Here is a 25,143-nt window from a genome sequence, read left to right as displayed (position 1 = left end):
GTAACCTACTGTTAAGGCATAGAAAAATGAAAGCGTTTGATCTCCAGCGGATGGCATTTGATAAAGTCCCACCTGAGTTTTTAGGCGAAGTCGCTCTGCGCAGTCTGTATACCTTCGTCCTGGTCTTTCTGTTTCTCAAGATAACGGGGCGTCGTGGCGTACGACAGATGTCGCTCTTTGAGGTGTTGATCATCCTGACGCTGGGTTCAGCGGCGGGGGACGTCGCCTTTTATGATGATGTGCCGATGGTGCCGGTCTTTATCGTCTTTGTCTCACTTGCGCTACTTTACCGCCTTGTGATGTGGCTGATGTCGAAAAGCGAAAAGCTGGAAGATCTGCTTGAAGGGAAGCCGGTCGTTATCGTCGAGGACGGACAGCTGGCCTGGGAAAATGTTCAGAGCGCCAATATGACCGAGTTTGAGTTCTTTATGGAGCTACGCCTGAATAGCGTTGAACAGCTCGGGCAGGTGCGTCTGGCGATAATGGAAACCAACGGGCAGATCAGCGTCTATTACTATTCTGACGACGAGGTGAAGCCTGGGCTTTGTATCCTGCCAGATATGTTGGTCGAGCGTTTCAGAACCGTACCCGAAGCGGGCGAGTATGCCTGCGTGAGATGCAGCCACGTAGTTGCGATGCTGCCAGGGGATCGTCAATTATGCCCTCGCTGTGCAAATCCAGAATGGACGAAGGTTAGCCGGGCTAAACGCATCACCTGACAGCCATTTTGTCGGTTTTGTCTTAGCGAGGCGGCAGATTGTTTTGTGTGACGCAGGACACATTTCAAGGGTCATAAGTTTTAGACATTGCGGCGCGTGTCACTGAATGATAAAACCGATATCCACAGTTATAACTTATGGCTTTTAGCGTGGTGAGGGGAAATGGCTCAAGTCTTTAATTTCAGTTCAGGTCCGGCGATGTTACCGGCAGACGTGCTTAAACAGGCTCAACAGGAACTTTGTGACTGGAATGGTCTCGGTACGTCGGTGATGGAAATCAGCCACCGGGGTAAAGAGTTTATTCAGGTGGCGGAAGAGGCAGAAAAGGATTTTCGCGATCTGCTGAATATCCCCTCGAACTACAAAGTATTGTTCTGTCACGGCGGTGGACGCGGTCAGTTTGCTGGCATCCCACTCAATCTGCTGGGTGACAAAACCACCGCTGATTACGTTGATGCGGGCTACTGGGCGGCCAGTGCGGTAAAAGAAGCGCACAAATACTGCACGCCGAATGTTATCGATGCCAAAGTGACCGTTGACGGTCTGCGTGCCGTAACGCCGATGAGTGAGTGGAAACTTTCCCGTGATGCGGCTTATCTGCACTACTGCCCGAACGAAACCATCGACGGCATCGCTATCCACGAAGAGCCAAACTTTGGTGATAACGTGGTGGTTACCGCGGATCTCTCTTCGACCATCCTTTCCACACCGCTGGATGTCAGCCGTTATGGTGTGATTTACGCTGGCGCACAGAAAAATATCGGTCCTGCTGGCCTGACGATTGTTATCGTACGTGAAGACCTGCTGGGTAAAGCGCATAAATCCTGCCCGTCGATTCTCGATTACACCGTCCTGAACGATAACGATTCCATGTTCAACACCCCACCAACGTTTGCCTGGTATCTTTCCGGCCTGGTCTTCAAATGGCTGAAGCAAAACGGCGGCGTGGCGCAGATGGACAAAATTAATCAGCAGAAAGCCGAACTGCTGTATGGCGTGATCGACAAGAGCGATTTCTACCGCAACGATGTGGCGAAAGCTAACCGTTCTCGCATGAACGTGCCGTTCCAGCTGGCGGACAGCAACCTGGACAAAGTGTTCCTGGAAGAGTCTTTCGCGGCAGGCCTGCATGCGCTGAAAGGCCACCGTGTCGTTGGTGGCATGCGTGCTTCTATCTATAACGCGATGCCGCTGGAAGGCGTTAAAGCCCTGACGGATTTCATGATCGATTTCGAACGTCGCCACGGTTAATTGCGCTGTTTTCACCCCCGCAGCGCTGCTGCGGGGTTTTTATTATGTTGAGTTGAGAGTTAAGTTTCATGGAATCCCTGACGTTACAACCTATCGCGCGGGTAGATGGCACCATCAATCTGCCTGGTTCAAAAAGTGTCTCGAACCGCGCTCTGCTGCTGGCAGCGCTGGCAAACGGCACCACCGTCCTTACAAACCTGCTGGACAGCGATGACGTGCGCCATATGCTCAATGCGCTGAAAGCGTTGGGTGTTCATTACACTCTCTCCGACGATCGTACCCGCTGCGAAGTGACCGGCAATGGCGGCGCGCTGCACGCGGGTGAAGAGCTTGAGCTATTTCTGGGTAACGCCGGTACGGCGATGCGCCCGCTGGCGGCGGCCCTGTGTCTGGGTAGCAACAACATTGTGCTGACCGGTGAGCCTCGCATGAAAGAGCGCCCGATTGGCCATCTGGTGGATGCCCTTCGCCAGGGTGGCGCACAGATTGATTATCTGGAGCAGGAAAATTATCCGCCACTGCGTCTGCGCGGGGGCTTTACCGGCGGTAACGTTGAGGTGGATGGCAGTGTGTCCAGCCAGTTCCTGACGGCGCTGCTGATGACTGCACCGCTGGCACCGCAGGATACGGTGATCGCTATTAAAGGTGACCTGGTCTCCAAACCGTACATTGATATCACGCTGCACCTGATGAAAACCTTCGGTGTCGAGGTTGAAAACCACTCTTATCAGCGCTTCGTTGTTCGCGGTGCCCAGCAGTACCAGTCTCCGGGCAACTATCTTGTTGAAGGTGATGCTTCATCCGCGTCCTATTTTCTCGCCGCTGGTGCAATTAAAGGTGGCACGGTAAAAGTGACCGGCATTGGCCGTAACAGCGTGCAGGGCGACATCCGTTTTGCGGACGTGCTGGAAAAAATGGGCGCTATTGTTACCTGGGGCGATGACTTCATCTCCTGCACCCACGGCGAGCTGAATGCCATCGATATGGACATGAACCATATCCCGGACGCGGCGATGACCATTGCCACGGCGGCGCTGTTTGCCAAAGGCACCACCACGCTGCGTAATATCTACAACTGGCGCGTAAAAGAGACTGACCGTCTGTTCGCGATGGCGACAGAGCTGCGTAAAGTCGGTGCTGAGGTGGAAGAGGGCGAAGACTACATTCGCGTGACCCCTCCGGCAAAACTACAGTTTGCGGAAATCGGAACCTACAACGATCACCGTATGGCGATGTGCTTCTCGTTGGTGGCGCTGTCAGACACCCCTGTCACTATTCTTGATCCGAAATGTACGGCGAAAACGTTCCCGGACTACTTCGAACAGCTGGCACGCATTAGTACTCTGGCCTGATCTCGTGTTGCCGCATCACCCGATGCGGCATTTGCTTACGCTTCATTACGAACACCTCCGCTCATTTCTTCTACACTCTGCTTCAATCATTCCGTAATTTGCACGCAAAGGTAACAGTTGCGCACGTTGGCGCGTATAATGCGCGGCGTTCATGTAAACGGTATGCCTTATTTAAGGAGAAAAAGATGACGGCAGTTGCCCCGGTAATCACCATTGATGGGCCTAGTGGCGCAGGGAAAGGTACTCTGTGCAAAGCGATGGCGGAAGCATTGCAATGGCATCTTTTAGATTCGGGAGCAATCTATCGCGTGCTGGCTCTGGCTGCGCTGCATCATCATGTGGATGTGGCCTCTGAAGAAGCGCTGGTTCCGCTGGCTGCGCATCTGGATGTGCGTTTCGTTTCGACCGATGGCAACCTGGAAGTCATCCTTGAAGGGGAAGACGTGAGCGGCGAAATCCGTACTCAGGAAGTGGCTAATGCAGCCTCCCAGGTGGCGGCCTTCCCGCGCGTTCGCGAGGCGCTGTTACGTCGTCAGCGTGCTTTCCGTGACGCCCCGGGTCTGATTGCTGACGGACGTGATATGGGAACCGTTGTATTCCCTGATGCGCCTGTGAAAATTTTCCTTGACGCCTCTTCGGAAGAACGTGCTCAACGCCGCATGCTTCAGTTGCAGGAAAAGGGGTTTAGTGTTAACTTTGATCGCCTTTTATCCGAGATAAAAGAGCGCGATGACCGCGATCGTAACCGCGCCGTCGCCCCACTTGTTCCTGCAGAAGATGCATTAGTTCTGGATTCAACCAGTTTAACTATTGAGCAAGTGATTGAAAAAGCGCTACAATATGCGCGCCAGAAACTGGCACTCGCGTAATCGCGACCGATTTAGTAGTACCCCCGCTGCAATGGATTGACGGCGGGTATGTGAAACAACCCCATCCGGCACGGAGCCAGGTGGACGTTATATTAACCTGAAGATTAAACATGACTGAATCTTTTGCTCAACTATTTGAAGAATCCTTAAAAACAATCGAAACCCGTCCGGGTTCCATCGTTCGTGGTGTTGTTGTTGCTATCGACAAAGACGTAGTACTGGTTGACGCCGGTCTGAAATCTGAGTCCGCCATTCCGGCAGAGCAGTTCAAAAACGCCCAGGGCGAGCTGGAAATCCAGGTTGGTGACGAAGTTGACGTTGCTCTGGATGCAGTGGAAGACGGCTTCGGTGAAACCCTGCTGTCCCGTGAGAAAGCTAAGCGTCACGAAGCTTGGATCACGCTGGAAAAAGCTTACGAAGAAGCTGAAACTGTAGTCGGTGTTATCAACGGCAAAGTTAAAGGCGGCTTCACTGTTGAGCTGAATGGTATTCGTGCGTTCCTGCCAGGTTCACTGGTAGACGTTCGTCCAGTCCGTGACACCCTGCACCTCGAAGGCAAAGAGCTTGAGTTCAAAGTAATCAAGCTGGACCAGAAGCGTAACAACGTTGTTGTATCCCGTCGTGCCGTTATCGAATCCGAAAACAGCGCAGAACGCGATCAGCTGCTGGAAAACCTGCAGGAAGGCATGGAAGTCAAAGGTATCGTTAAGAACCTCACTGACTACGGCGCATTCGTTGACCTGGGCGGCGTTGATGGCCTGCTGCACATCACCGACATGGCGTGGAAACGCGTTAAGCACCCAAGCGAAATCGTGAACGTGGGCGACGAAATCACTGTTAAAGTGCTGAAGTTCGACCGCGAGCGTACTCGTGTATCCCTCGGCCTGAAACAGCTGGGCGAAGATCCATGGGTAGCTATCGCTAAGCGTTACCCAGAAGGTACTAAACTGACTGGTCGCGTAACTAACCTGACTGACTACGGCTGCTTCGTTGAAATCGAAGAAGGCGTTGAAGGCCTGGTGCACGTTTCCGAAATGGACTGGACCAACAAAAACATCCACCCATCCAAAGTTGTTAACGTTGGTGATGTAGTGGAAGTGATGGTTCTGGATATCGACGAAGAACGTCGTCGTATCTCCCTGGGCCTGAAGCAGTGCAAAAACAACCCATGGCAGCAGTTCGCGGAAACCCACAACAAGGGTGACCGTGTTGAAGGTAAAATCAAGTCTATCACTGACTTCGGTATCTTCATCGGCCTGGACGGCGGCATCGATGGCCTGGTTCACCTGTCTGACATCTCCTGGAACGTTGCAGGCGAAGAAGCAGTTCGTGAATACAAAAAAGGCGACGAAATCGCTGCAGTTGTTCTGCAGGTTGACGCAGAGCGTGAGCGTATCTCCCTGGGCGTTAAACAGCTCGCAGAAGATCCGTTCAACAACTGGGTTGCACTGAACAAGAAAGGCGCAATCGTAAACGGTAAAGTGACTGCAGTTGACGCTAAAGGCGCAACCGTAGAACTGGCTGACGGCGTTGAAGGTTACCTGCGCGCTTCTGAAGCTTCCCGTGACCGCGTTGAAGATGCCACTCTGGTTCTGAACGTAGGCGACGACGTTGAAGCTAAGTTCACCGGTGTTGACCGTAAGAACCGTGCAATCAGCCTGTCTGTTCGTGCTAAAGACGAAGCTGATGAGAAAGATGCAATCGCAACTGTTAACAAACAGGAAGATGCAAACTTCTCTAACAACGCAATGGCTGAAGCTTTCAAAGCAGCTAAAGGCGAGTAATATCAGGTTCTCAGCATCATTTGACCTGTAACATATTTACAGTGCGAAGGATGAGGAGCAAACTTGACAGATTGCAGGATTCGTCCTGTAATCAATAACAAAGGGCGGCTACGGCCGCCCTTGTTTAATGAGCTGTTCAGCTAATTGGTTTGAAAGGAACCGGAGGAATCATGACCAAGTCAGAATTGATTGAAAGACTTGCCAGTCAGCAACCGCATATCCCTGCCAAGGCAGTGGAAGATGCCGTAAAAGAGATGCTGGAGCATATGGCCTCCACTCTTGCCCAGGGCGAGCGCATTGAAATCCGCGGTTTCGGTAGTTTTTCTCTGCACTATCGTGCTCCACGCACCGGGCGTAACCCGAAAACGGGCGATAAAGTCGAACTGGAAGGTAAGTACGTTCCACACTTTAAGCCGGGCAAAGAACTGCGCGATCGCGCCAATATTTACGGCAACTGAGTTTAACCATCGGGTTAAACTGGGTTCGAAAGAAAGCACCTGCGGGTGCTTTTTTTATACTTAACGTTATCGCATCTGAAGATGTCCCGCATTTTTCGTTTCAGTTTCTGCAAACCGATAAAAATAGTACAGCGCTTCCCGTATAACGCATTCTTCTCACCTGACAACACGATCTGCTGGCTTACATACTGCCACCCTGAAACAGGGAGGTAGCAATGGGCATACCCGCGCTGAGTATCTGCGCCATTCTGGCGATAACCCCTTTACTTTGGTTACCTGAACTGCCGTCACGTCATACCGTGTGGATAATGATTGTGGCTGGGATAGGGCTGGCCGCACTGCGAAACGTACGACTGAAATATGTGGGGATCGGGTTGTTATTTTGTGTATGGGGTATTCTTGCCGCGCAAGAGAGCGTCTGGCCGATGGCGCATTTAACCTCAGGTGCGGTGCAGGCTGAGGTCGAGATCACCGCGACCGATGGCGCAACCCTGCATAAGGGAAACATTCTCAGTGTTGATGGTCAACGCTGGTGGGCGTCCACTGGTGTAACGTTGTATGGCAATTATCTGCCACAGAAAGTGTGTGCTGGTCAGCGCTGGGACATGACGCTCAGGCTCAGGCCTGCTCACGGCGAACTGAATGACGGAGGCTATGATGCCCAGCGAAGCGCTTTTGCTCAACACCAAACGCTGAGCGGGCGCTTCACCCATGCGGAACTCGTCGATGGACGCTGCAGTTTGCGAGCACAATACCTGATGTCACTGCAAAACCGACTTTCTGCTTATCACTGGAGAGCGGTTATCCTTGGGTTGGGGATGGGAGAACGTCTGGATATACCCCAGGAAATAAAAGACCTGATGCGGGAAACCGGCACACTGCATCTCATGGCGATTTCGGGTCTGCATATCGCACTGGCGGCATCCATTGTCTGGTTACTGGCACGTGGATTCCAGTTTTTATTACCTGGCCACCGGGTCCACTGGCAAATGCCTCTCCTGGCCGGGTTGTTCTTTGCTGCTTTCTACGCCTGGCTTACCGGTTTGCAGCCTCCAGCGTTGCGAACCGTCATCGCGCTTGCTGTGCTCGCGACGTTGCGGATTGCTGCCCGTCAATGGTCTCCCTGGCAGGTATGGTTTTGCTGTATCGCGGCAATCCTGATAAGCGATCCATTAGCCATACTCTCGCAGAGTCTGGCCCTGTCAGCATTTGCCGTAGCCGCGCTGATTTTCTGGTTTCAGTGGTTGCCGCTTCCTCACTGGCACAAGGTACGCTGGATAAGGCCGCTACTGAACCTCATTTATCTGCAGGTTGGCATGTTGCTGTTGCTCTTGCCATTGCAGGTTCTGATTTTCCATGGCTTCAGCATATCCTCTCTGGTCGCTAATCTTTTTGCCGTTCCACTGGTAACGTTTATCTCCGTGCCGCTGATTCTGCTCGGTATGCTGCTCCATCTGCTGCCGCTTGCCGCAGTAGAAAATGCCATCTGGTTTGCAGCCGATAGGTCACTTGCGGGACTTTTCTGGCTGCTGATGCGCCTGCCTGATGGCTGGCAAAATGTGGATCAACGCTGGCAGTACACGACATTGCTGCCCTGGCTTAGCATCATTGGCTGGCGCTTCCGTGCCTGGAAAACCGTTCCTGCCGTTTGTCTGGCAGGAAGTGTCCTGATGGCATTTCCTCTCTGGCGAACGGCAAAAAGCGATAGCTGGACCCTGCATATGCTGGATGTGGGGCAGGGGCTGGCAATGGTCATTGAACGACAGGGAAAAGCCATTCTCTATGATACCGGGCTCGCCTGGCCGGGCGGAGATAGCGCACAGCGGTTAATTATTCCGTGGCTTCGCTGGCATCACCTGCGGCCAGAAGGCGTTATTCTCAGTCATGACCATCTGGACCATGCGGGAGGACTGGCCTCGCTCAAAAAAGCATGGCCAGACGTGTGGATAAGAAGCGCATTACGTCAGGCAGGGCACCGTCCTTGTTTCCGGGGGCAAAGCTGGAGATGGCAAGGACTCACCTTCACCGTCCACTGGCCGCCTGAGCGTTACTCCACACAGGGGAATAACGCATCCTGCGTGGTAAAAGTTGACGACGGTGAGCAGAGTGTACTGCTCACAGGCGACATTGAAGCGCAGGCGGAACAGGCTATGCTTAGCCATTACTGGCGTCATCTGACCTCCACGCTCATACAGGTCCCCCATCATGGCAGCAATACGTCTTCGTCGTTGCCGCTGGTACAACGGGTGGCAGGACAGATCGCCCTTGATTCAGCGGCCCGCTATAACGCATGGCATTTCCCGTCGGCGAAAGTTGTCCGACGTTATCGAAAAGAGGGGTATATCTGGCATGATACGCCTCATTCTGGACAAATATCGGTGACATTCTCGCAACATTACTGGCAAATCCGGCGCTTGCGAGAGCAATATTTACCCTTTTGGTATCATCAGTGGTTTGGCGCGCCCGTAGATAACGGGTAGAATATGCGGCTATTTCAACGAATGCTGGTTTTTTGAATGCATAACGACAAAGATCTCTCCACGTGGCAAACGTTCCGCCGACTCTGGCCGATGATTGCGCCCTTTAAACCAGGCTTGATCGTGGCGGGTGTAGCGTTAATCCTCAACGCAGCCAGCGATACTTTTATGCTATCGCTTCTCAAACCGTTACTGGACGACGGTTTTGGTAAAACGGATCGCTCAGTGTTGCTATGGATGCCTCTGGTGGTTATCGGACTGATGATCTTACGCGGTATCACCAGCTATATCTCCAGCTACTGTATCTCCTGGGTATCAGGGAAAGTGGTAATGACCATGCGCCGTCGTCTGTTCAGTCACATGATGGGCATGCCGGTCTCATTCTTTGACAAACAGTCTACCGGTACGCTGCTGTCTCGCATTACCTACGACTCAGAGCAGGTCGCCTCCTCGTCCTCAAGCGCGCTGATTACCGTTGTGCGTGAGGGCGCATCAATCATCGGCCTGTTCGCGATGATGTTCTATTACAGCTGGCAGCTGTCGATCATCCTTATTGTGCTGGCTCCGATTGTTTCCATTGCTATTCGTGTCGTATCAAAACGCTTCCGCAATATCAGTAAGAATATGCAGAACACGATGGGGCAGGTGACGACCAGCGCGGAGCAGATGCTGAAAGGACATAAAGAAGTTCTGATTTTCGGTGGTCAGGAAGTCGAAACCAAACGCTTTGATAAAGTCAGCAACAAAATGCGTCTGCAGGGGATGAAAATGGTTTCGGCCTCTTCAATTTCTGACCCTGTCATTCAGCTTATTGCCTCTCTGGCGCTGGCGTTCGTTCTGTATGCGGCAAGCTTCCCGAGCGTGATGGAGACGCTGACGGCGGGTACCATCACGGTGGTCTTCTCTTCCATGATTGCCCTGATGCGTCCGCTAAAATCGCTGACGAACGTTAACGCCCAGTTCCAGCGCGGGATGGCCGCCTGCCAGACCCTGTTCAGCATTCTGGATTCCGAGCAGGAAAAAGATGAAGGTAAACGCGTCATTGAGCGTGCGAACGGCGACCTTGAATTCCGCAACGTGACCTTTACCTATCCAGGCCGCGAAGTGCCTGCACTGCGTAATATCAACCTGTCTATTCCGGCAGGTAAAACCGTTGCGCTGGTAGGCCGTTCTGGTTCGGGTAAATCGACCATTGCCAGTCTGATCACCCGTTTCTACGATATTAACGAAGGCGAGATCCTGTTAGATGGTCACGACCTGCGGGAGTATACCCTGCAGTCGCTGCGTAACCAGGTTGCGCTGGTCTCTCAGAACGTCCACCTGTTCAACGATACGGTTGCCAACAATATTGCTTACGCACGCACTGATGAGTACAGCCGCGAGCAGATCGAGAATGCCGCACGCATGGCGTATGCGATGGACTTTATCAACAAGATGGATAACGGTCTGGATACCATCATTGGTGAAAACGGCGTGCTCCTCTCCGGAGGCCAGCGTCAGCGTATTGCGATTGCGCGTGCGCTGCTGCGTGACAGCCCAATCCTGATACTGGACGAAGCGACCTCCGCGCTGGATACCGAATCTGAACGCGCTATCCAGTCCGCGCTGGATGAACTGCAAAAGAACCGCACATCGCTGGTGATTGCGCACCGTCTGTCGACTATCGAGCAGGCTGATGAAATCGTCGTGGTTGAGGATGGGATCATTGTTGAACGCGGAAGCCATGCTGATTTGCTGGAACACCGCGGCGTTTATGCCCAGTTGCATAAGATGCAGTTCGGTCAACAATGATTGCACGCATCTGGTCCGGTGAATCCCCGCTGTGGCTGCTGCTTTTGCCGCTCTCCTGGCTGTATGGCCTGGTGAGCGGTGCGATTCGTCTGTTGTACCGTCTGGGGCTGAAGCGAGCCTGGCGTGCGCCGGTTCCGGTTGTAGTTGTGGGCAACCTTACTGCGGGTGGCAATGGTAAAACACCTGTGGTTATCTGGCTGGTTGAACAACTGCAAAAACGCGGTATTCGCCCTGGGGTTGTATCTCGCGGTTATGGTGGTAAAGCAGCGCAGTATCCTCTTCTTCTGACGGCGGAAACCGCGACTGCCGAAGCGGGAGATGAACCCGTACTGATTTTCCAGCGTACCGGCGCACCTGTCGCGGTCTCTCCGGTGCGCAGCGACGCCGTGCAGGCTCTGGTTGCTAAACATGCGGTGCAAATCATCATTACGGATGATGGGCTGCAACATTACGCCCTGGCGCGTGATAAAGAGATTGTGGTGATCGACGGGGTTCGCCGTTTCGGTAACGGCTGGTGGCTGCCGGCGGGGCCAATGCGGGAACGCGCTTCGCGTCTGAAGTCCGTAGATGCGGTGATTGTGAACGGTGGTGAGGCAAAAGCGGGTGAAATTCCCATGCGTCTCCTGCCGGGAATGGCGGTCAACCTGGTGACGGGTGAACGCCGGTCGGTTTCTCAATTACCTGCGCTGGTGGCGATGGCGGGTATTGGCCATCCTCCGCGTTTCTTCGCTACGCTTGAACAGTGCGGTGCTCGCCTTGAAAAGCGTGTTCCGTTGGCTGACCATCAGGCGCTGGTAGAAGGGCAGGTAGATTTGCTCACCGTACCCGGACAGACCCTGATCATGACCGAAAAAGATGCGGTGAAATGCCGTGCCTTTGCGAAAGAAAACTGGTGGTATCTGCCGGTTGACGCTGAGCTCAGCGGCGAGCAGCCGGAACAATTGCTCAAGGAACTGATTGCGTTGGTGCAATAAACGCTTACGCGGTTCTGGTGGCGCTTTGACTGACAGGAAAACGCATGTCTTTACCGCAACTCTCGCTTTCAGCCGCACGTCATTTACACCTTGCCGCGCAGGGGCTGCTCAAAAAGCCCCGCCGCCGAGCGCAGCCTGCCGATATTCTCTCTACCGTCCAGCGCATGTCGCTACTTCAAATCGATACCATTAACATTGTGGCCCGCAGCCCTTACCTGGTGCTGTTTAGCCGTCTGGGGAGTTATCCATCACAGTGGCTGGATGAGGCGCTCAGCAAGGGGGAGTTAATGGAGTATTGGGCGCACGAAGCCTGTTTCCTGCCCCGCAGCGATTTCGCACTGGTCCGTCACCGCATGCTCTCACCGGATAAGATGGGCTGGAAGTACCGCCAGGCGTGGATGCTGGAACATGCGGCTGAAATCGAGCAGCTCATCGCGCACATTCAGGAAAACGGTCCCGTACGTTCCGCCGATTTTGAACACCCGCGCAAAGGCACAAGTGGCTGGTGGGAGTGGAAGCCGCACAAACGTCATCTCGAAGGGCTGTTCACGTCAGGCAAAGTGATGGTGATTGAACGGCGTAATTTTCAGCGCGTATACGACCTGACGCATCGCGTGATGCCGCACTGGAACGACGAGCAGGACCTGCTCTCCCAGGAAGCGGCTGAGGCCATCATGCTGGAAAATAGCGCCCGCAGCCTGGGCATTTTCCGTTCACAATGGCTGGCTGATTATTATCGTCTGCGCCAGCCCGCCCTAAAACCGCTGCTGGAAATGTGGCAGCAAGAACAGCGAATCATTCCCGTCATGGTGGAAACACTGGGCGAAATGTGGCTGCATGAGGATCTTCTCCCGCTCTTGCCTCTGGCCCTGGAAGGAAAATTGCAGGCAACCCACAGCACGGTGTTGTCGCCTTTCGATCCGGTGGTCTGGGACAGAAAACGCGCCGAGCAGCTGTTCGATTTCAGCTACCGGCTGGAATGTTATACCCCGGCGCCAAAGCGTCAGTATGGCTACTTCGTTTTACCTCTGCTGCATAAGGGACAGCTGGTCGGACGTATGGATGCCAAAATGCACCGCAAGACTGGCACGCTTGAAATCATTGCCCTTTATCTGGAAGAGGGCGTCAGGGTGACGGCGACGCTGGAAAAAGGGCTGACGTTTGCCATTAGCGAATTCGCGCGCTGGCAGGGGGCCCGTGACGTGACGCTGGGTCGGGTACCCGACGGGCTGTTTGCATCCTGTCGAAGTGGCTGGGAAACAGGCACGCCCTGAAAAAGGAATGTGTTAAGCTTTAGCGATTACCCATACGGAGGAACTATGGATCACCGTTTACTTGAAATTATTGCCTGCCCGGTATGCAACGGCAAACTCTACTACAGCCAGGACAAACAAGAGCTGATTTGTAAGCTGGACAGTCTGGCCTTCCCGCTGCGCGACGGTATTCCGGTATTGCTGGAAAATGAAGCCCGTTCCCTGGTGGCAGAAGAGAGCAAACCATGAGTTTTGTTGTCATTATCCCTGCGCGCTACGCGTCTACGCGTCTGCCCGGTAAGCCGCTGGTGGATATCAACGGCAAGCCAATGATTGTGCATGTCCTTGAGCGGGCGCGTGAATCCGGTGCCGAGCGCGTCATTGTCGCCACCGATCATCCGGATGTCGCCCGTGCGGTTGAGGCAGCAGGCGGTGAGGTGTGCATGACTCGCGCCGATCACCAGTCCGGCACTGAACGCCTGGCGGAAGTGGTTGAGAAATGCGGTTTCAGTGATGATACGGTCATCGTGAACGTGCAGGGTGACGAGCCGATGATCCCGGCGGTCATTATCCGTCAGGTGGCAGAAAACCTGGCTCAGCGTCAGGTTGGTATGGCGACGCTCGCGGTACCTATTCACCATGCTGAAGAGGCATTCAATCCGAATGCGGTGAAGGTGGTTATGGATGCCGAAGGCTATGCGCTCTATTTCTCCCGCGCCACGATCCCATGGGATCGCGATCGCTTTGCGCTCTCAAAAGAGACCATTGGTGATTCTTTCCTGCGCCATATTGGGATCTACGGCTATCGCGCTGGCTTTATTCGCCGTTATGTCACCTGGGCACCCAGTCCGCTGGAGCATATCGAAATGCTGGAGCAGCTTCGCGTGCTTTGGTATGGCGATAAAATCCATGTTGCCGTGGCCCGAGAAGTGCCTGGAACGGGCGTAGATACGCCGGAAGATCTTGAGCGCGTCCGCGCCGAATTGCGTTAATACCGCCTGCATCCCTCCTTTCGGGGGGATGTCTTTCCTCACGCCTTTCCCTTTCTTTTCCATAATTGATCTCTTCCGGGTGACATCTTCATCCAGGACGCTCATTATAAAAGCAGTAGTCTTAATGGGGGTAATCTCATATGGAACAGCTGCGTGCCGAACTTAGCCATCTGCTTGGTGAGAAGTTAAGCCGGGTCGAATGCGTGAGTGAAAAGGCCGATACCGCGCTCTGGTCGTTGTACGACAGTCAGGGCAACCCAATGCCGCTGATGGCCAGAAGTTTTACCTCGCCGGGTGTCGCCAGGCAGCTCGCATGGAAAATGTCGATGCTGGCACGGGAGGGAACGGTCCGTATGCCGACGGTGTACGGTGTGATGACGCATGAGGAACACCCCGGGCCGGACGTGCTGCTGATTGAGCGTTTACGCGGCGTGTCTGTTGAAGCCCCGGCGCGTACGCCGGAGCGTTGGGAACAGCTGAAAGACCAGATTGTTGAGGCGCTGCTGGCCTGGCATCGTCAGGATAGCCGTGGACTCGTGGGGCCGGTCGACAGTACCCAGGAAAACCTGTGGCCGCTGTGGTATCGCCAGCGGGTTGAAGTGCTGTGGGGAACGCTTAATCAGTTCAGTAACACCGGTTTAACCATGCAGGACAAACGTATTCTGTTTCGCACCCGCGAGTGCTTACCGGCGTTGTTCGAAGGCTTTAATGACAACTGCGTGCTGATCCACGGTAATTTCACCCTGCGCAGCATGCTCAAAGACTCCCGCAGCGATCAGCTCCTTGCGATGGTCGGACCGGGGATCATGCTCTGGGCGCCGCGCGAATATGAGCTGTTCAGGCTCAGCGACAGCGGGGCGGCGGAAGGTTTACTGTGGCACTACCTTCAGCGCGCGCCGGTTGCAGAAGCGTTTCTCTGGCGGCGCTGGCTCTACCTGCTCTGGGACGAAGTCGCGCAACTGGTCAATACCGGACGTTTCAATCGCGCAAACTTCGATCTGGCGACAAAATCACTCTTGCCCTGGCTCGCCTGAGGAGCCTTTCAGCCACTGCCAGAGGCGTCCGAGCGTCTCATAGCCGACGCGGTCGCTATGCATCAGCCACGCGGGGGACGGGATTGCCCGTTCCCACGGGTTGAGCGGTGCGGCGATGGCCATCTGGTTTGCCGGTGCGGGAAGTGGGTGCAGGCCTTGTTTTTCAAAGAAAATCATCGCTCTTGGCAGGTGTGAGGCGGATGTCACCAGCAAGAACGGCACATCGCCAATCGCCTGCTTCACCGCTGCAGCCTCTTCTTCGGTATCTTTTGGACTGTCCAGCGTAATGATTGAGGAACGCGGCACGCCGAGTGATTCCGCGACTCTGGCGCCTGCCTCAGCCGTACTCACCGGGTTCGTTTTTGCCGCCGCGCCGGTGAAGATCATTTTTGATCCCGGGTTCGCCAGCCACAGGCGAATACCCTCGTTTAGCCGTGGCAGGCTGTTGTTGATCAGGTTCGAGCTGGGTGCCCAGTCCGGATCCCAGGTATACCCGCCGCCCAGCACCACGATGTACGCCACTTTCTGATTTCCCTGCCATGTCGGGTATTTGTTTTCGATAGGGCGTAACAGACCATCCGCGACCGGTTGCAGGCTTAACAGCAGCAAGACAAACCAGCCGAGCGTGATAAGCGTTTTGCCACTTTTCTGAAAGCGACTGAACCAGACCAGCGCCAGCCCCAGCGCGATCGTGATGAGCAGCAGCGGAAGGGGAAGCATCATCCCTCCAATGTATTTCTTAAGGGTAAAAAGCATCCTTTTTGGTTCCTTTTTTGACCATATAGCAGGTGATTACCCGTGATATTACACCAGAGAGGTTCATTCTCCGCGCGGGTGTGACAAAATAGCGGTTTTGCAGTTAGCGAGTGGAACTCTCCCAATGCGGGATCGCAATTTTGATGACATCGCGGAAAAGTTTTCGCGCAACATTTATGGCACCACGAAAGGACAGCTCCGTCAGACGATCCTCTGGCAGGATCTGGACAAGCTGCTTGCTGATTTCGGTGACCGCAAGTTGCGCGTGCTGGATGCCGGTGGCGGGGAAGGCCAGACAGCCATTCTTATGGCGCAACGCGGTCATCACGTCACGCTTTGCGATCTTTCTGCAGAGATGGTTGCGCGCGCCCAACGCGCGGCAGAAGAGAAAGGTGTGAGCGACAACATGCATTTTATACATTGCGCCGCTCAGGACATCCCGCAGCATTTGGAAACTCAGGTTGATCTGATATTGTTTCATGCTGTGCTGGAATGGGTAGCTGAACCGCAAGCCATGTTAAAAACGCTGTGGTCGATGTTGTGTCCGGGCGGTGCGTTATCGCTGATGTTCTACAATGCTAACGGCCTGCTGATGCGTAACGTGCTGGTAGGCAATTTCGGCTACGTGCAGCAGGGTATGTATAAAAAGAAACGGCGCACGCTATCGCCGGATTTCCCGCGAGAACCGCAGCAGGTCTATGGCTGGCTGGAGGAGATTGGCTGGGAGATCACCGGTAAAACAGGCGTGAGGGTGTTTCATGATTATCTGCGTGATAAACAAAAACAGCATGACTGTTTAGACGCCTTAACAGAAATAGAAACGCGGTATTGCCGTCAGGAGCCTTACCTGAGCCTTGGCCGCTATATACACGTCACCGCGCGCAAGCCGCAGATGCAAGGATAATCTATGAGTGAATTTTCCCAGACAGTCCCCGAACTGGTTGCCTGGGCCAGGAAAAACGATTTCTCCATCTCGCTGCCGGTAGACAGACTCTCTTTTCTGCTGGCGGTTGCCACGCTGAATGGCGAACGGCTGGATGGCGAAATGAGCGAGGGTGAACTGGTGGATGCGTTCCGCCATGTCAGTGATGCGTTTGAGCAAACCAGCGAAACCATTAGCGTGCGTGCCAACAACGCAATCAACGATATGGTGCGTCAACGTCTGCTGAACCGCTTTACTAGCGAGCAGGCGGAAGGAAACGCCATCTATCGCCTGACGCCACTGGGCATCGGTATCACCGATTACTATATTCGCCAGCGTGAATTTTCCACGCTGCGTCTTTCTATGCAGCTCTCGATCGTGGCGGGTGAGCTTAAGCGTGCCGCCGATGCTGCGGATGAAAACGGTGACGAATTCCACTGGCACCGTAACGTCTACGCGCCGCTGAAATATTCGGTGGCGGAAATCTTCGACAGTATCGATCTGACCCAGCGTCTGATGGACGAACAGCAGCAGCAGGTGAAAGACGATATCGCGCAGCTGCTGAATAAAGACTGGCGTGCCGCCATCTCCAGCTGTGAACTTCTGCTGTCAGAAACCTCCGGCACGCTGCGTGAGCTGCAGGATACGCTGGAAGCGGCAGGGGATAAGCTTCAGGCGAACCTGCTGCGCATTCAGGATGCGACCCTGGCGCATGACGATCTGCATTTTGTCGATCGTCTGGTCTTCGATCTGCAAAGCAAACTCGACCGCATTATCAGCTGGGGCCAGCAGTCGATCGACCTGTGGATCGGCTATGACCGTCACGTGCATAAATTTATCCGTACCGCGATTGATATGGATAAAAACCGCGTCTTTGCTCAGCGTCTGCGTCAGTCGGTGCAGACCTATTTCGATGCGCCGTGGGCGCTGACCTACGCCAGTGCCGATCGTCTGCTGGATATGCGCGACGAAGAGATGGCCCTGCGCGATGAAGAGGTGACCGGTGAACTGCCGCCGGATCTTGAGTATGAAGAATTTAACGAAATTCGCGAGCAGCTTGCGGCGATGATCGAAGAACAGCTTGCCATCTACAAAACCAGACAAGTGCCGCTGGATCTGGGGCTCGTGGTGCGCGACTATCTGGCGCAATATCCTCGCGCGCGCCACTTCGACATTGCCCGCATTGTGGTAGACCAGGCGGTGCGCCTGGGCGTCGCGCAAGCAGATTTCACCGGACTGCCGCCGAAGTGGCAGTCAATTAACGATTACGGAGCCAAGGTACAGGCGCATGTCATTGACAAATATTGAACAAGTGATGCCAGTTAAGCTGGCACAGGCGCTGGCGAATCCGTTATTTCCGGCGCTGGACAGCCAGCTGCGTGCCGGTCGTCACATTGGCTTAGACGAGCTGGATAATCACGCCTTTTTGATGGATTTCCAGGAGTACCTGGAAGAGTTTTACGCGCGCTATAACGTTGAACTTATCCGCGCACCGGAAGGGTTTTTCTACCTGCGCCCACGCTCCACGACGCTCATCCCGCGTTCCGTGCTCTCCGAGCTGGATATGATGGTCGGCAAAATTCTTTGCTACCTCTATCTCAGCCCCGAGCGTCTGGCGAATGAAGGTATCTTCACCCAGCAGGAACTTTACGATGAGCTGTTGACGCTGGCAGATGAGAGCAAGCTGCTCAAGCTGGTGAACAACCGTTCCACGGGGTCGGATCTTGACCGTCAGAAATTACAGGAAAAAGTACGCTCTTCCCTGAACCGTCTGCGTCGTCTGGGTATGGTCTGGTTTATGGGCCACGACAGCAGCAAATTCCGCATTACGGAATCGGTCTTCCGCTTCGGCGCCGATGTGCGTGCGGGCGATGACGCGCGAGAAGCTCAACTTCGCATGATCCGCGACGGTGAAGCGATGCCGGTCGAAAACCATTTGCAGCTCAATGACGAGCATGAAGAGAATCAGCCGGATAGCGGGGAGGAAGAGTAATGATTGAACGCGGTAAATTTCGCTCACTAACGCTGATTAACTGGAACGGCTTCTTTGCCCGAACCTTCGATCTGGACGAGCTGGTTACGACGCTCTCCGGCGGCAACGGTGCGGGTAAATCCACCACCATGGCGGCATTTGTCACAGCGCTTATCCCCGATCTGACGCTGCTGCACTTCCGTAACACCACCGAAGCGGGGGCGACAAGCGGCTCTCGTGATAAAGGTCTGCACGGTAAGTTAAAAGCCGGCGTCTGTTATTCGGTGCTGGACGTTATCAACTCCCGTCACCAGCGTGTGGTGGTGGGCGTGCGCCTGCAGCAGATTGCGGGCCGTGACCGTAAAGTGGATATCAAACCCTTTGCGATCCAGGGCTTGCCAACCTCCATGCAGCCAACGGCATTGCTGACAGAAACCCTGAACGAGCGTCAGGCTCGCGTGCTAACGCTGCAGGAGCTGAAAGACAAGCTCGAAACCATCGAAGGCGTACAGTTCAAGCAGTTCAACTCGATTACCGATTACCACTCCCTGATGTTCGATCTGGGTGTGGTTGCCCGTCGTCTGCGTACCGCGTCCGACCGTAGTAAATACTACCGTCTGATTGAAGCGTCCCTGTACGGCGGTATCTCAAGCGCCATTACCCGCTCTCTGCGCGACTACCTGTTGCCGGAAAACAGCGGCGTGCGTAAGGCTTTCCAGGATATGGAAGCTGCGCTGCGTGAAAACCGCATGACGCTCGAAGCCATTCGCGTTACCCAGTCCGACCGTGACCTGTTTAAACATCTGATCAGCGAAGCCACCAACTATGTGGCGGCAGATTATATGCGTCACGCCAACGAGCGCCGCATTCACCTCGATCAGGCGTTAGAGTATCGCCGGGAGCTCTTTACCTCACGTAAACAGCTGGTGGCTGAGCAGTATAAGCACGTTGAAATGGCGCGTGAGCTGGGCGAACAGAATGGTGCCGAAGGTGACCTGGAAGCTGATTATCAGGCCGCCAGCGATCACCTGAATCTGGTGCAAACCGCGCTGCGTCAGCAGGAGAAAATCGAGCGCTACGAAGCGGATCTCGATGAGCTGCAAATTCGTCTTGAAGAGCAAAACGAAGTGGTGGCAGAAGCCGCTGACAAGCAGGAAGAGAACGAAGCCCGTGCCGAAGCCGCCGAGCTGGAAGTGGATGAGCTGAAAAGCCAGCTTGCTGATTACCAGCAGGCGCTGGACGTGCAGCAGACGCGCGCGATTCAGTACAACCAGGCTTTGCAGGCATTACAGCGTGCAAAAGAGCTGTGCCATCTCCCTGACTTAACGGCAGAGAGCGCTGAAGAATGGCTGGATACGTTCCAGGCCAAAGAGCAGGAAGCTACTGAGAAACTGCTGTCTCTCGAACAGAAGATGAGCGTCGTGCAAACGGCGCACAGCCAGTTTGAGCAGGCCTATCAGCTGGTGGTGGCGATTAACGGCCCGCTGGCGCGTAACGAAGCGTGGAATGTTGCCCGTGAACTGCTGCGCGACGGTGTGAACCAGCGCCATCTGGCCGAGCAGGTTCAGCCGCTGCGCATGCGCCTGAACGAGCTTGAGCAGCGCCTGCGCGAGCAGCAGGAAGCCGAGCGTCTGCTGACCGAATTCTGCAAGCGTCAGGGCAAAAATTACGATTTCGACGAGCTCGAGGCCCTGCATCAGGAACTCGAAGCCCGTATTGCAGCACTTTCTGACTCCGTATCGAACGCAAGCGAACAGCGTATGACGCTGCGACAGGAAATGGAGCAGCTCCAGTCTCGTTCACAGACGCTGTTGCAGCGTGCGCCGATATGGCTTGCGGCGCAAACCAGTTTGAGCCAGCTCAGCGAACAGTGCGGTGAAGAGTTTGCATCCAGTCAGGACGTCACCGAATACCTGCAGCAGTTGCTGGAGCGAGAGCGTGAAGCGATTGTAGAGCGTGACGAAGTGGGCGCACGTAAGCGTGACGTCGACGAAGAAATTGAGCGCTTAAGCCAGCCGGGTGGTTCGGAAGATGCGCGCCTCAACACGTTGGCGGAGCGTTTCGGTGGCGTACTGCTGTCAGAAATCTATGACGATGTAGGTCTCGATGACGCGCCGTACTTCTCCGCGCTGTATGGCCCATCGCGTAACGCGATTGTGGTGCCGGATTTGTCGCTGATTTCTGAACAGCTTGCTGGCCTGGAAGATTGTCCGGAAGATCTCTACCTGATCGAAGGTGATCCGCAGTCATTCGATGACAGCGTGTTCAGCGTAGATGAGCTGGAAAAAGCGGTTGTGGTGAAAATCGCTGACCGTCAGTGGCGTTATTCACGCTTCCCGGAACTGCCTCTCTTTGGCCGTGCCGCGCGTGAAAATCGTATTGAAACCCTGCATGCAGAGCGTGAAACGCTCTCTGAACGTTTTGCGACGCTGTCGTTTGACGTGCAGAAAACCCAGCGTCTGCACCAGGCCTTTAGCCGCTTTATTGGCAGCCATCTGGCCGTAGCCTTTGACGCTGACCCGGAAGCCGAAATTCGTAAGCTCAACACCCGTCGGGGTGAACTGGAACGTGCGCTGGCCAATCATGAAAATGACAACCAGCAGAGTCGCGTTCAGTTCGAGCAGGCGAAAGAGGGCGTTGCAGCCCTTAACCGCATTCTGCCTCGCCTGAATCTGCTGGCAGATGACACGCTGGCTGACCGTGTGGATGAGATCCAGGAACGTCTGGATGAAGCTCAGGAAGCCGCACGCTTTGTGCAGCAGCACGGCAATCAGTTAGCGAAGCTGGAGCCGGTTGTTTCGGTTCTGCAGAGCGATCCGGAGCAGTACGAGCAGTTAAAAGAAGATTATGCCTGGTCGCAGCAGGTTCAGCGTGAAGCGCGTCAGCAGGCGTTTGCCCTGACGGAAGTGGTGCAGCGTCGGGCCCACTTCGGCTACTCCGATTCGGCTGAAATGCTAAGCGGGAATAGCGACCTTAACGAGAAGCTGCGCCAGCGTCTTGAGCAGGCTGAAGCAGAACGTACCCGCGCCCGTGAAGCGATGCGCAGTCATGCGGCTCAGCTGAGCCAGTACAGCCAGGTGATGGCCTCGCTGAAAAGCTCCTACGACACCAAAAAAGAGCTGCTAAACGATCTGCACAAAGAACTGCAGGACATTGGCGTGCGTGCAGACAGCGGTGCCGAAGAGCGCGCGCGAATTCGTCGTGATGAGCTGCATAGCCAGCTCAGCAACAACCGCGCCCGTCGCAATCAGCTGGAAAAAGCGCTGACCTTCTGTGAAGCGGAGATGGACAACCTGACCCGTCGGCTGCGTAAGCTTGAGCGCGACTATCACGAGATGCGTGAGCAGGTTGTCACCGCGAAGGCGGGCTGGTGTGCGGTCATGCGCATGGTGAAAGACAACAACGTTGAACGTCGTCTGCACCGTCGCGAGCTGGCCTATCTCTCCGGCGACGAGCTGCGCTCCATGTCGGATAAGGCATTGGGTGCGTTGCGTCTGGCGGTGGCGGATAACGAACATCTGCGCGACGTGCTGCGTATGTCAGAAGATCCAAAACGTCCTGAACGTAAAATTCAGTTCTTCGTTGCCGTGTATCAGCACCTGCGTGAGCGAATTCGTCAGGACATCATCCGCACCGACGATCCGGTTGAAGCTATCGAACAGATGGAAATCGAACTGGGCCGTCTGACGGAAGAGCTGACCTCGCGCGAGCAAAAGCTGGCGATCAGCTCCCGCAGCGTGTCGAACATTATCCGCAAAACCATTCAGCGCGAGCAGAACCGTATTCGCCAGCTGAACCAGGGGCTGCAGAATGTTTCGTTTGGTCAGGTAAACAGCGTACGTCTGAACGTGAACGTGCGTGAAGCCCACTCCACGCTGCTGGATGTGTTGTCTGAACAACATGAACAGCATCAGGATCTGTTCAACAGCAATCGGCTGACCTTCTCGGAAGCGCTGGCGAAGCTGTACCAGCGCCTGAACCCGCAGATTGATATGGGGCAGCGTACGCCGCAAAACATCGGTGAAGAGCTGCTGGATTACCGCAACTACCTGGAAATGGAAGTTGAAGTAAACCGTGGGTCCGACGGCTGGCTGCGTGCGGAGTCAGGCGCACTGTCTACCGGTGAAGCTATCGGTACAGGTATGTCGATTCTGGTGATGGTGGTTCAAAGCTGGGAAGATGAAGCGCGTCGCCTGCGCGGCAAAGACATCTCTCCATGTCGCCTGCTGTTCCTGGATGAAGCCGCACGTCTTGATGCCCGCTCCATCGCCACACTGTTTGAGCTGTGCGATCGTCTTGATATGCAGCTCATCATTGCGGCACCGGAAAACATCAGCCCGGAAAAAGGCACAACCTATAAACTGGTGCGTAAAGTGTTCCAGAACAGCGAACACGTACACGTCGTTGGGCTGCGTGGCTTTGCCCCGCAGCCACCAGAGTCCTTGCAGGAAACCACGGTGGACGCGTCCTGACGCGTCTCCTGAACGGGAGCGGCGCTATGGCGCCGCTTTTTTTTTAAACTTAACTTGTGCTTAGGGCTGCGTTATCTTTAAACTTCTTTACATAAGGTAAGGCAACAGGTTTGCCGGCTACCTATAATAAAGAAAGCCCCACCGTGATGGGCATGTCGTGAAAACAGGGGGCAAGGGATGTTGCTAAAGAAAAAATGTGGTCGTCAGCTGTCTGCGCTCAGTTTATGCCTGGCAGTGATATTTGCTCCACTGTTAACCGCCCAGGCCGACGAGCCTGAAATTGTGCCGACTGACAGCTCTGCAACGACAGGCGCGCAGCCAACGTCGCTGTCTGAGCCGCTGGAGCAGTCTCCAGCGACGGCTGTCATGGCCGGTATTAAGCCGCTGCCGGAAGGCATCGACGCCGAATCTCTCAGTCAGCAGCTGAAGTTGGGGCTACCGTCAGGCTACACGCCTGTCTATCTCAATCAGCTCACGCTGCTTTATGCTGCCCGTGATATGAAACCGATGTGGGAAAACCGCGATGCCGTGCGCGCCTTCCAGCAGCAGCTGGCGGAAGTGGCCATTGCCGGGTTTCAGCCGCAGTTTACAACATGGGTTGAGCTGTTAACCGATCCCGCCGTCACCGGACAGGCGCGGGACGTGGTGCTTTCCGATGCCATGATGGGCTATCTGCAGTTTGTTGCGGGTATTCCGGTCAACGGCAACCGCTGGTTGTACAGCGATAAGCCGTATAAGCTGGCGACGCCGGCGCTGTCGGTCATAAACCAGTGGCAGTTAGCCCAGGATAATGGCGAACTGCCGCGCTTTATTGCCAGCCTGGCACCGGCACATCCACAATATGCCACTCTGCACCAGTCGCTTCTGGCGCTGGTGGGGGACTCGCGTCCTTGGCCGCAAATGCGCGGTACCGCGACGCTGCGTCCGGGGCAGTGGAGCAGCGATGTTCCTGCCCTGCGCGAGATCCTGATGCGTTCCGGTCTTCTGGACGGCGGGCCACATATAGCCTTGCCTGGCGACGATCCGCAAAACGCGGTGGTCAGCCCGTCAGCTCCCGTGAAAGAGAAGAAAGCCGTTATCCTGAGCGACAAACCCGCAGCTTACGATCGCGAACTGGTTGCGGCAGTTAAACAGTTCCAGGCCGCTCAGGGGCTGGGGGCCGATGGTGTCATTGGCCAAACTACGCGTGACTGGCTGAACGTGTCCCCTGCGCAGCGGGCAGGGGTGTTGGCGCTGAATATCCAGCGTTTGCGCTTGCTGCCGGGCACGCTCTCTACCGGGATTATGGTGAACATTCCGGCGTATTCTCTGGTCTATTATCAGGATGGTAGCGAAAAACTGGCGTCGCGCGTGATTGTCGGGCGTCCGGATCGTAAAACACCGATGATGAGCAGTGCGCTGAATAACGTGGTGGTTAACCCGCCGTGGAACGTACCGCCGACCCTGGCGCGAAAAGACATTCTGCCGAAGGTCTGGAACGATCCGGGTTATCTGGAACGTCATGGCTATACGGTGATGCGTGGATGGAACAGTAAAGAGGCTATCGATCCTTATATGGTCGACTGGTCGACGATCACGGCATCTAATCTGCCGTTCCGCTTCCAGCAGGCTCCGGGCGCGCATAACTCGCTGGGGCGCTACAAATTCAATATGCCGAGTTCAGAAGCTATCTATCTGCACGATACGCCGAACCACAACCTGTTCCAGAAAGATACTCGCGCGCTGAGTTCTGGCTGCGTGCGCGTGAACAAAGCCTCGGAGCTGGCTAATATGCTGTTGCAGGATGCGGGCTGGAACGATACGCGCATCTCGGATGCCCTGAAGCAGGGGGATACGCGTTACGTGAATATTCGGCACAATATTCCGGTCAATCTTTACTATCTGACCGCGTTTGTTGGCGAAGACGGGCGTACTCAGTATCGTACAGATATTTACAATTATGATCTCACCGCGCGATCCGGCGCACAAATTTTGCCAAAAGCGGAACAATTAATCAGGTAAATGAAGTAGTTCGGGAAAAATGATTGTCGTAAGTTATGGTGAATGCGGGGCAATATGGCTGTAAGC

19 protein-coding genes are annotated in these 25,143 nt (G+C 54.8%); 18 read left to right on the top strand and 1 reads right to left on the bottom strand.

Annotation, left to right across the window (positions count from 1 at the left end):
- Window positions 1-26: 26 nt before the first annotated feature.
- From E3U32_RS13785 to E3U32_RS13725, 13 genes are all read left to right on the top strand, one after another.
- A complete protein-coding gene (locus E3U32_RS13785; RefSeq protein ID WP_134349234.1) occupies window positions 27-719 on the top strand; it encodes a DUF421 domain-containing protein in 693 nt (230 codons plus the stop codon).
- A gap of 162 nt (window positions 720-881) precedes the next feature.
- Window positions 882-1,970, top strand: a complete 1,089-nt coding sequence (gene serC / locus E3U32_RS13780; protein WP_134349233.1) for a 3-phosphoserine/phosphohydroxythreonine transaminase — start codon at window positions 882-884, stop codon at window positions 1,968-1,970.
- A 68-nt stretch (window positions 1,971-2,038) separates the two neighbouring features.
- Window positions 2,039-3,322, top strand: a complete 1,284-nt coding sequence (aroA, locus tag E3U32_RS13775) for a 3-phosphoshikimate 1-carboxyvinyltransferase (protein ID WP_134349232.1) — start codon at window positions 2,039-2,041, stop codon at window positions 3,320-3,322.
- 185 nt (window positions 3,323-3,507) lie between these two features.
- Window positions 3,508-4,191 carry a (d)CMP kinase gene (gene cmk, locus E3U32_RS13770; RefSeq protein ID WP_134349231.1) on the top strand — a complete coding sequence of 228 codons (684 nt, stop codon included), beginning with the start codon at window positions 3,508-3,510 and terminating at the stop codon, window positions 4,189-4,191.
- A 110-nt stretch (window positions 4,192-4,301) separates the two neighbouring features.
- Window positions 4,302-5,975, top strand: coding sequence for a 30S ribosomal protein S1 (rpsA, locus tag E3U32_RS13765; RefSeq protein WP_014169387.1), 1,674 nt, complete (start codon window positions 4,302-4,304; stop codon window positions 5,973-5,975).
- Between the two features lie 170 nt (window positions 5,976-6,145).
- Entirely contained in the window at window positions 6,146-6,433 is a 288-nt protein-coding gene (gene ihfB / locus E3U32_RS13760; RefSeq protein ID WP_008499965.1) for an integration host factor subunit beta, read from the top strand.
- Window positions 6,434-6,648: 215 nt separating this feature from the next.
- Complete coding sequence (locus tag E3U32_RS13755) at window positions 6,649-8,913, top strand: ComEC family protein (protein ID WP_134349230.1); 2,265 nt, start codon at window positions 6,649-6,651, stop codon at window positions 8,911-8,913.
- A 36-nt stretch (window positions 8,914-8,949) separates the two neighbouring features.
- The gene (msbA, locus tag E3U32_RS13750) at window positions 8,950-10,701 is read left to right on the top strand and encodes a lipid A ABC transporter ATP-binding protein/permease MsbA (protein ID WP_134349229.1); all 1,752 of its coding nucleotides are present in this window, start codon (window positions 8,950-8,952) and stop codon (window positions 10,699-10,701) included.
- Window positions 10,698-11,675 carry a tetraacyldisaccharide 4'-kinase gene (gene lpxK, locus E3U32_RS13745; RefSeq protein ID WP_134349228.1) on the top strand — a complete coding sequence of 326 codons (978 nt, stop codon included), beginning with the start codon at window positions 10,698-10,700 and terminating at the stop codon, window positions 11,673-11,675. The genes msbA and lpxK overlap by 4 nt, the downstream gene beginning before the upstream one ends.
- 44 nt (window positions 11,676-11,719) lie before the next feature.
- Window positions 11,720-12,949, top strand: coding sequence for a winged helix-turn-helix domain-containing protein (locus E3U32_RS13740; protein ID WP_134349227.1), 1,230 nt, complete (start codon window positions 11,720-11,722; stop codon window positions 12,947-12,949).
- 45 nt (window positions 12,950-12,994) lie between these two features.
- Window positions 12,995-13,177 (top strand): protein YcaR, encoded by a 183-nt coding sequence (gene ycaR, locus E3U32_RS13735; RefSeq protein WP_006174474.1) that lies wholly within the window; start codon window positions 12,995-12,997, stop codon window positions 13,175-13,177.
- Window positions 13,174-13,920, top strand: coding sequence for a 3-deoxy-manno-octulosonate cytidylyltransferase (kdsB, locus tag E3U32_RS13730; RefSeq protein ID WP_134349226.1), 747 nt, complete (start codon window positions 13,174-13,176; stop codon window positions 13,918-13,920). Before ycaR ends, kdsB begins: the two co-directional genes overlap by 4 nt.
- 140 nt (window positions 13,921-14,060) lie before the next feature.
- The gene (locus tag E3U32_RS13725) at window positions 14,061-14,954 is read left to right on the top strand and encodes a YcbJ family phosphotransferase (protein WP_134349225.1); all 894 of its coding nucleotides are present in this window, start codon (window positions 14,061-14,063) and stop codon (window positions 14,952-14,954) included.
- Here E3U32_RS13725 and elyC read toward each other — a convergent pair.
- Window positions 14,931-15,710, bottom strand: coding sequence for an envelope biogenesis factor ElyC (gene elyC / locus E3U32_RS13720; protein WP_134349224.1), 780 nt, complete (start codon window positions 15,708-15,710; stop codon window positions 14,931-14,933). The two genes, E3U32_RS13725 and elyC, sit on opposite strands and share 24 nt — an antisense overlap.
- 124 nt (window positions 15,711-15,834) lie before the next feature.
- Here elyC and cmoM point away from each other — a divergent pair, with 124 nt between their 5' ends.
- The 5 genes from cmoM (at window position 15,835) to ldtD (ending at window position 25,077) form a co-directional block, all read left to right on the top strand.
- The gene (gene cmoM, locus E3U32_RS13715; RefSeq protein ID WP_134349223.1) at window positions 15,835-16,614 is read left to right on the top strand and encodes a tRNA uridine 5-oxyacetic acid(34) methyltransferase CmoM; all 780 of its coding nucleotides are present in this window, start codon (window positions 15,835-15,837) and stop codon (window positions 16,612-16,614) included.
- Window positions 16,615-16,617: 3 nt separating this feature from the next.
- On the top strand, window positions 16,618-17,940 hold the full coding sequence (gene mukF, locus E3U32_RS13710; RefSeq protein ID WP_134349222.1) for a chromosome partition protein MukF: 1,323 nt from the start codon (window positions 16,618-16,620) through the stop codon (window positions 17,938-17,940).
- Window positions 17,921-18,625 carry a chromosome partition protein MukE gene (gene mukE, locus E3U32_RS13705; protein ID WP_134349221.1) on the top strand — a complete coding sequence of 235 codons (705 nt, stop codon included), beginning with the start codon at window positions 17,921-17,923 and terminating at the stop codon, window positions 18,623-18,625. Before mukF ends, mukE begins: the two co-directional genes overlap by 20 nt.
- A complete protein-coding gene (gene mukB / locus E3U32_RS13700; RefSeq protein ID WP_134349220.1) occupies window positions 18,625-23,076 on the top strand; it encodes a chromosome partition protein MukB in 4,452 nt (1,483 codons plus the stop codon). Before mukE ends, mukB begins: the two co-directional genes overlap by 1 nt.
- Before the next feature lie 177 nt (window positions 23,077-23,253).
- A complete protein-coding gene (ldtD, locus tag E3U32_RS13695) occupies window positions 23,254-25,077 on the top strand; it encodes a L,D-transpeptidase (RefSeq protein WP_134349219.1) in 1,824 nt (607 codons plus the stop codon).
- The last annotated feature ends 66 nt before the right edge of the window (window positions 25,078-25,143 follow it).

It is taken from the genome of Lelliottia nimipressuralis (assembly GCF_004402045.1).
Taxonomy (GTDB): Bacteria; Pseudomonadota; Gammaproteobacteria; order Enterobacterales; family Enterobacteriaceae; genus Enterobacter; species Enterobacter chinensis.
The sequence above is the reverse complement of the archived record's forward strand: the minus strand, read 5'-3'. Positions and strand labels throughout refer to the sequence as shown.

Bases quoted from the DNA above. Each gene is read 5' to 3' on its own strand.
- ldtD (WP_134349219.1), top strand. From the start codon at position 23,254: ATGTTGCTAAAGAAAAAATGTGGTCGTCAGCTGTCTGCGCTCAGTTTA.
- lpxK (WP_134349228.1), top strand. From the start codon at position 10,698: ATGATTGCACGCATCTGGTCCGGTGAATCCCCGCTGTGGCTGCTGCTT.
- cmoM (WP_134349223.1), top strand. From the start codon at position 15,835: ATGCGGGATCGCAATTTTGATGACATCGCGGAAAAGTTTTCGCGCAAC.
- aroA (WP_134349232.1), top strand. From the start codon at position 2,039: ATGGAATCCCTGACGTTACAACCTATCGCGCGGGTAGATGGCACCATC.
- elyC (WP_134349224.1), bottom strand. From the start codon at position 15,710: ATGCTTTTTACCCTTAAGAAATACATTGGAGGGATGATGCTTCCCCTT.
- mukE (WP_134349221.1), top strand. From the start codon at position 17,921: ATGTCATTGACAAATATTGAACAAGTGATGCCAGTTAAGCTGGCACAG.
- mukB (WP_134349220.1), top strand. From the start codon at position 18,625: ATGATTGAACGCGGTAAATTTCGCTCACTAACGCTGATTAACTGGAAC.
- mukF (WP_134349222.1), top strand. From the start codon at position 16,618: ATGAGTGAATTTTCCCAGACAGTCCCCGAACTGGTTGCCTGGGCCAGG.
- serC (WP_134349233.1), top strand. From the start codon at position 882: ATGGCTCAAGTCTTTAATTTCAGTTCAGGTCCGGCGATGTTACCGGCA.
- E3U32_RS13755 (WP_134349230.1), top strand. From the start codon at position 6,649: ATGGGCATACCCGCGCTGAGTATCTGCGCCATTCTGGCGATAACCCCT.
- rpsA (WP_014169387.1), top strand. From the start codon at position 4,302: ATGACTGAATCTTTTGCTCAACTATTTGAAGAATCCTTAAAAACAATC.
- cmk (WP_134349231.1), top strand. From the start codon at position 3,508: ATGACGGCAGTTGCCCCGGTAATCACCATTGATGGGCCTAGTGGCGCA.
- ycaR (WP_006174474.1), top strand. From the start codon at position 12,995: ATGGATCACCGTTTACTTGAAATTATTGCCTGCCCGGTATGCAACGGC.
- msbA (WP_134349229.1), top strand. From the start codon at position 8,950: ATGCATAACGACAAAGATCTCTCCACGTGGCAAACGTTCCGCCGACTC.
- ihfB (WP_008499965.1), top strand. From the start codon at position 6,146: ATGACCAAGTCAGAATTGATTGAAAGACTTGCCAGTCAGCAACCGCAT.
- E3U32_RS13785 (WP_134349234.1), top strand. From the start codon at position 27: ATGAAAGCGTTTGATCTCCAGCGGATGGCATTTGATAAAGTCCCACCT.
- E3U32_RS13725 (WP_134349225.1), top strand. From the start codon at position 14,061: ATGGAACAGCTGCGTGCCGAACTTAGCCATCTGCTTGGTGAGAAGTTA.
- kdsB (WP_134349226.1), top strand. From the start codon at position 13,174: ATGAGTTTTGTTGTCATTATCCCTGCGCGCTACGCGTCTACGCGTCTG.
- E3U32_RS13740 (WP_134349227.1), top strand. From the start codon at position 11,720: ATGTCTTTACCGCAACTCTCGCTTTCAGCCGCACGTCATTTACACCTT.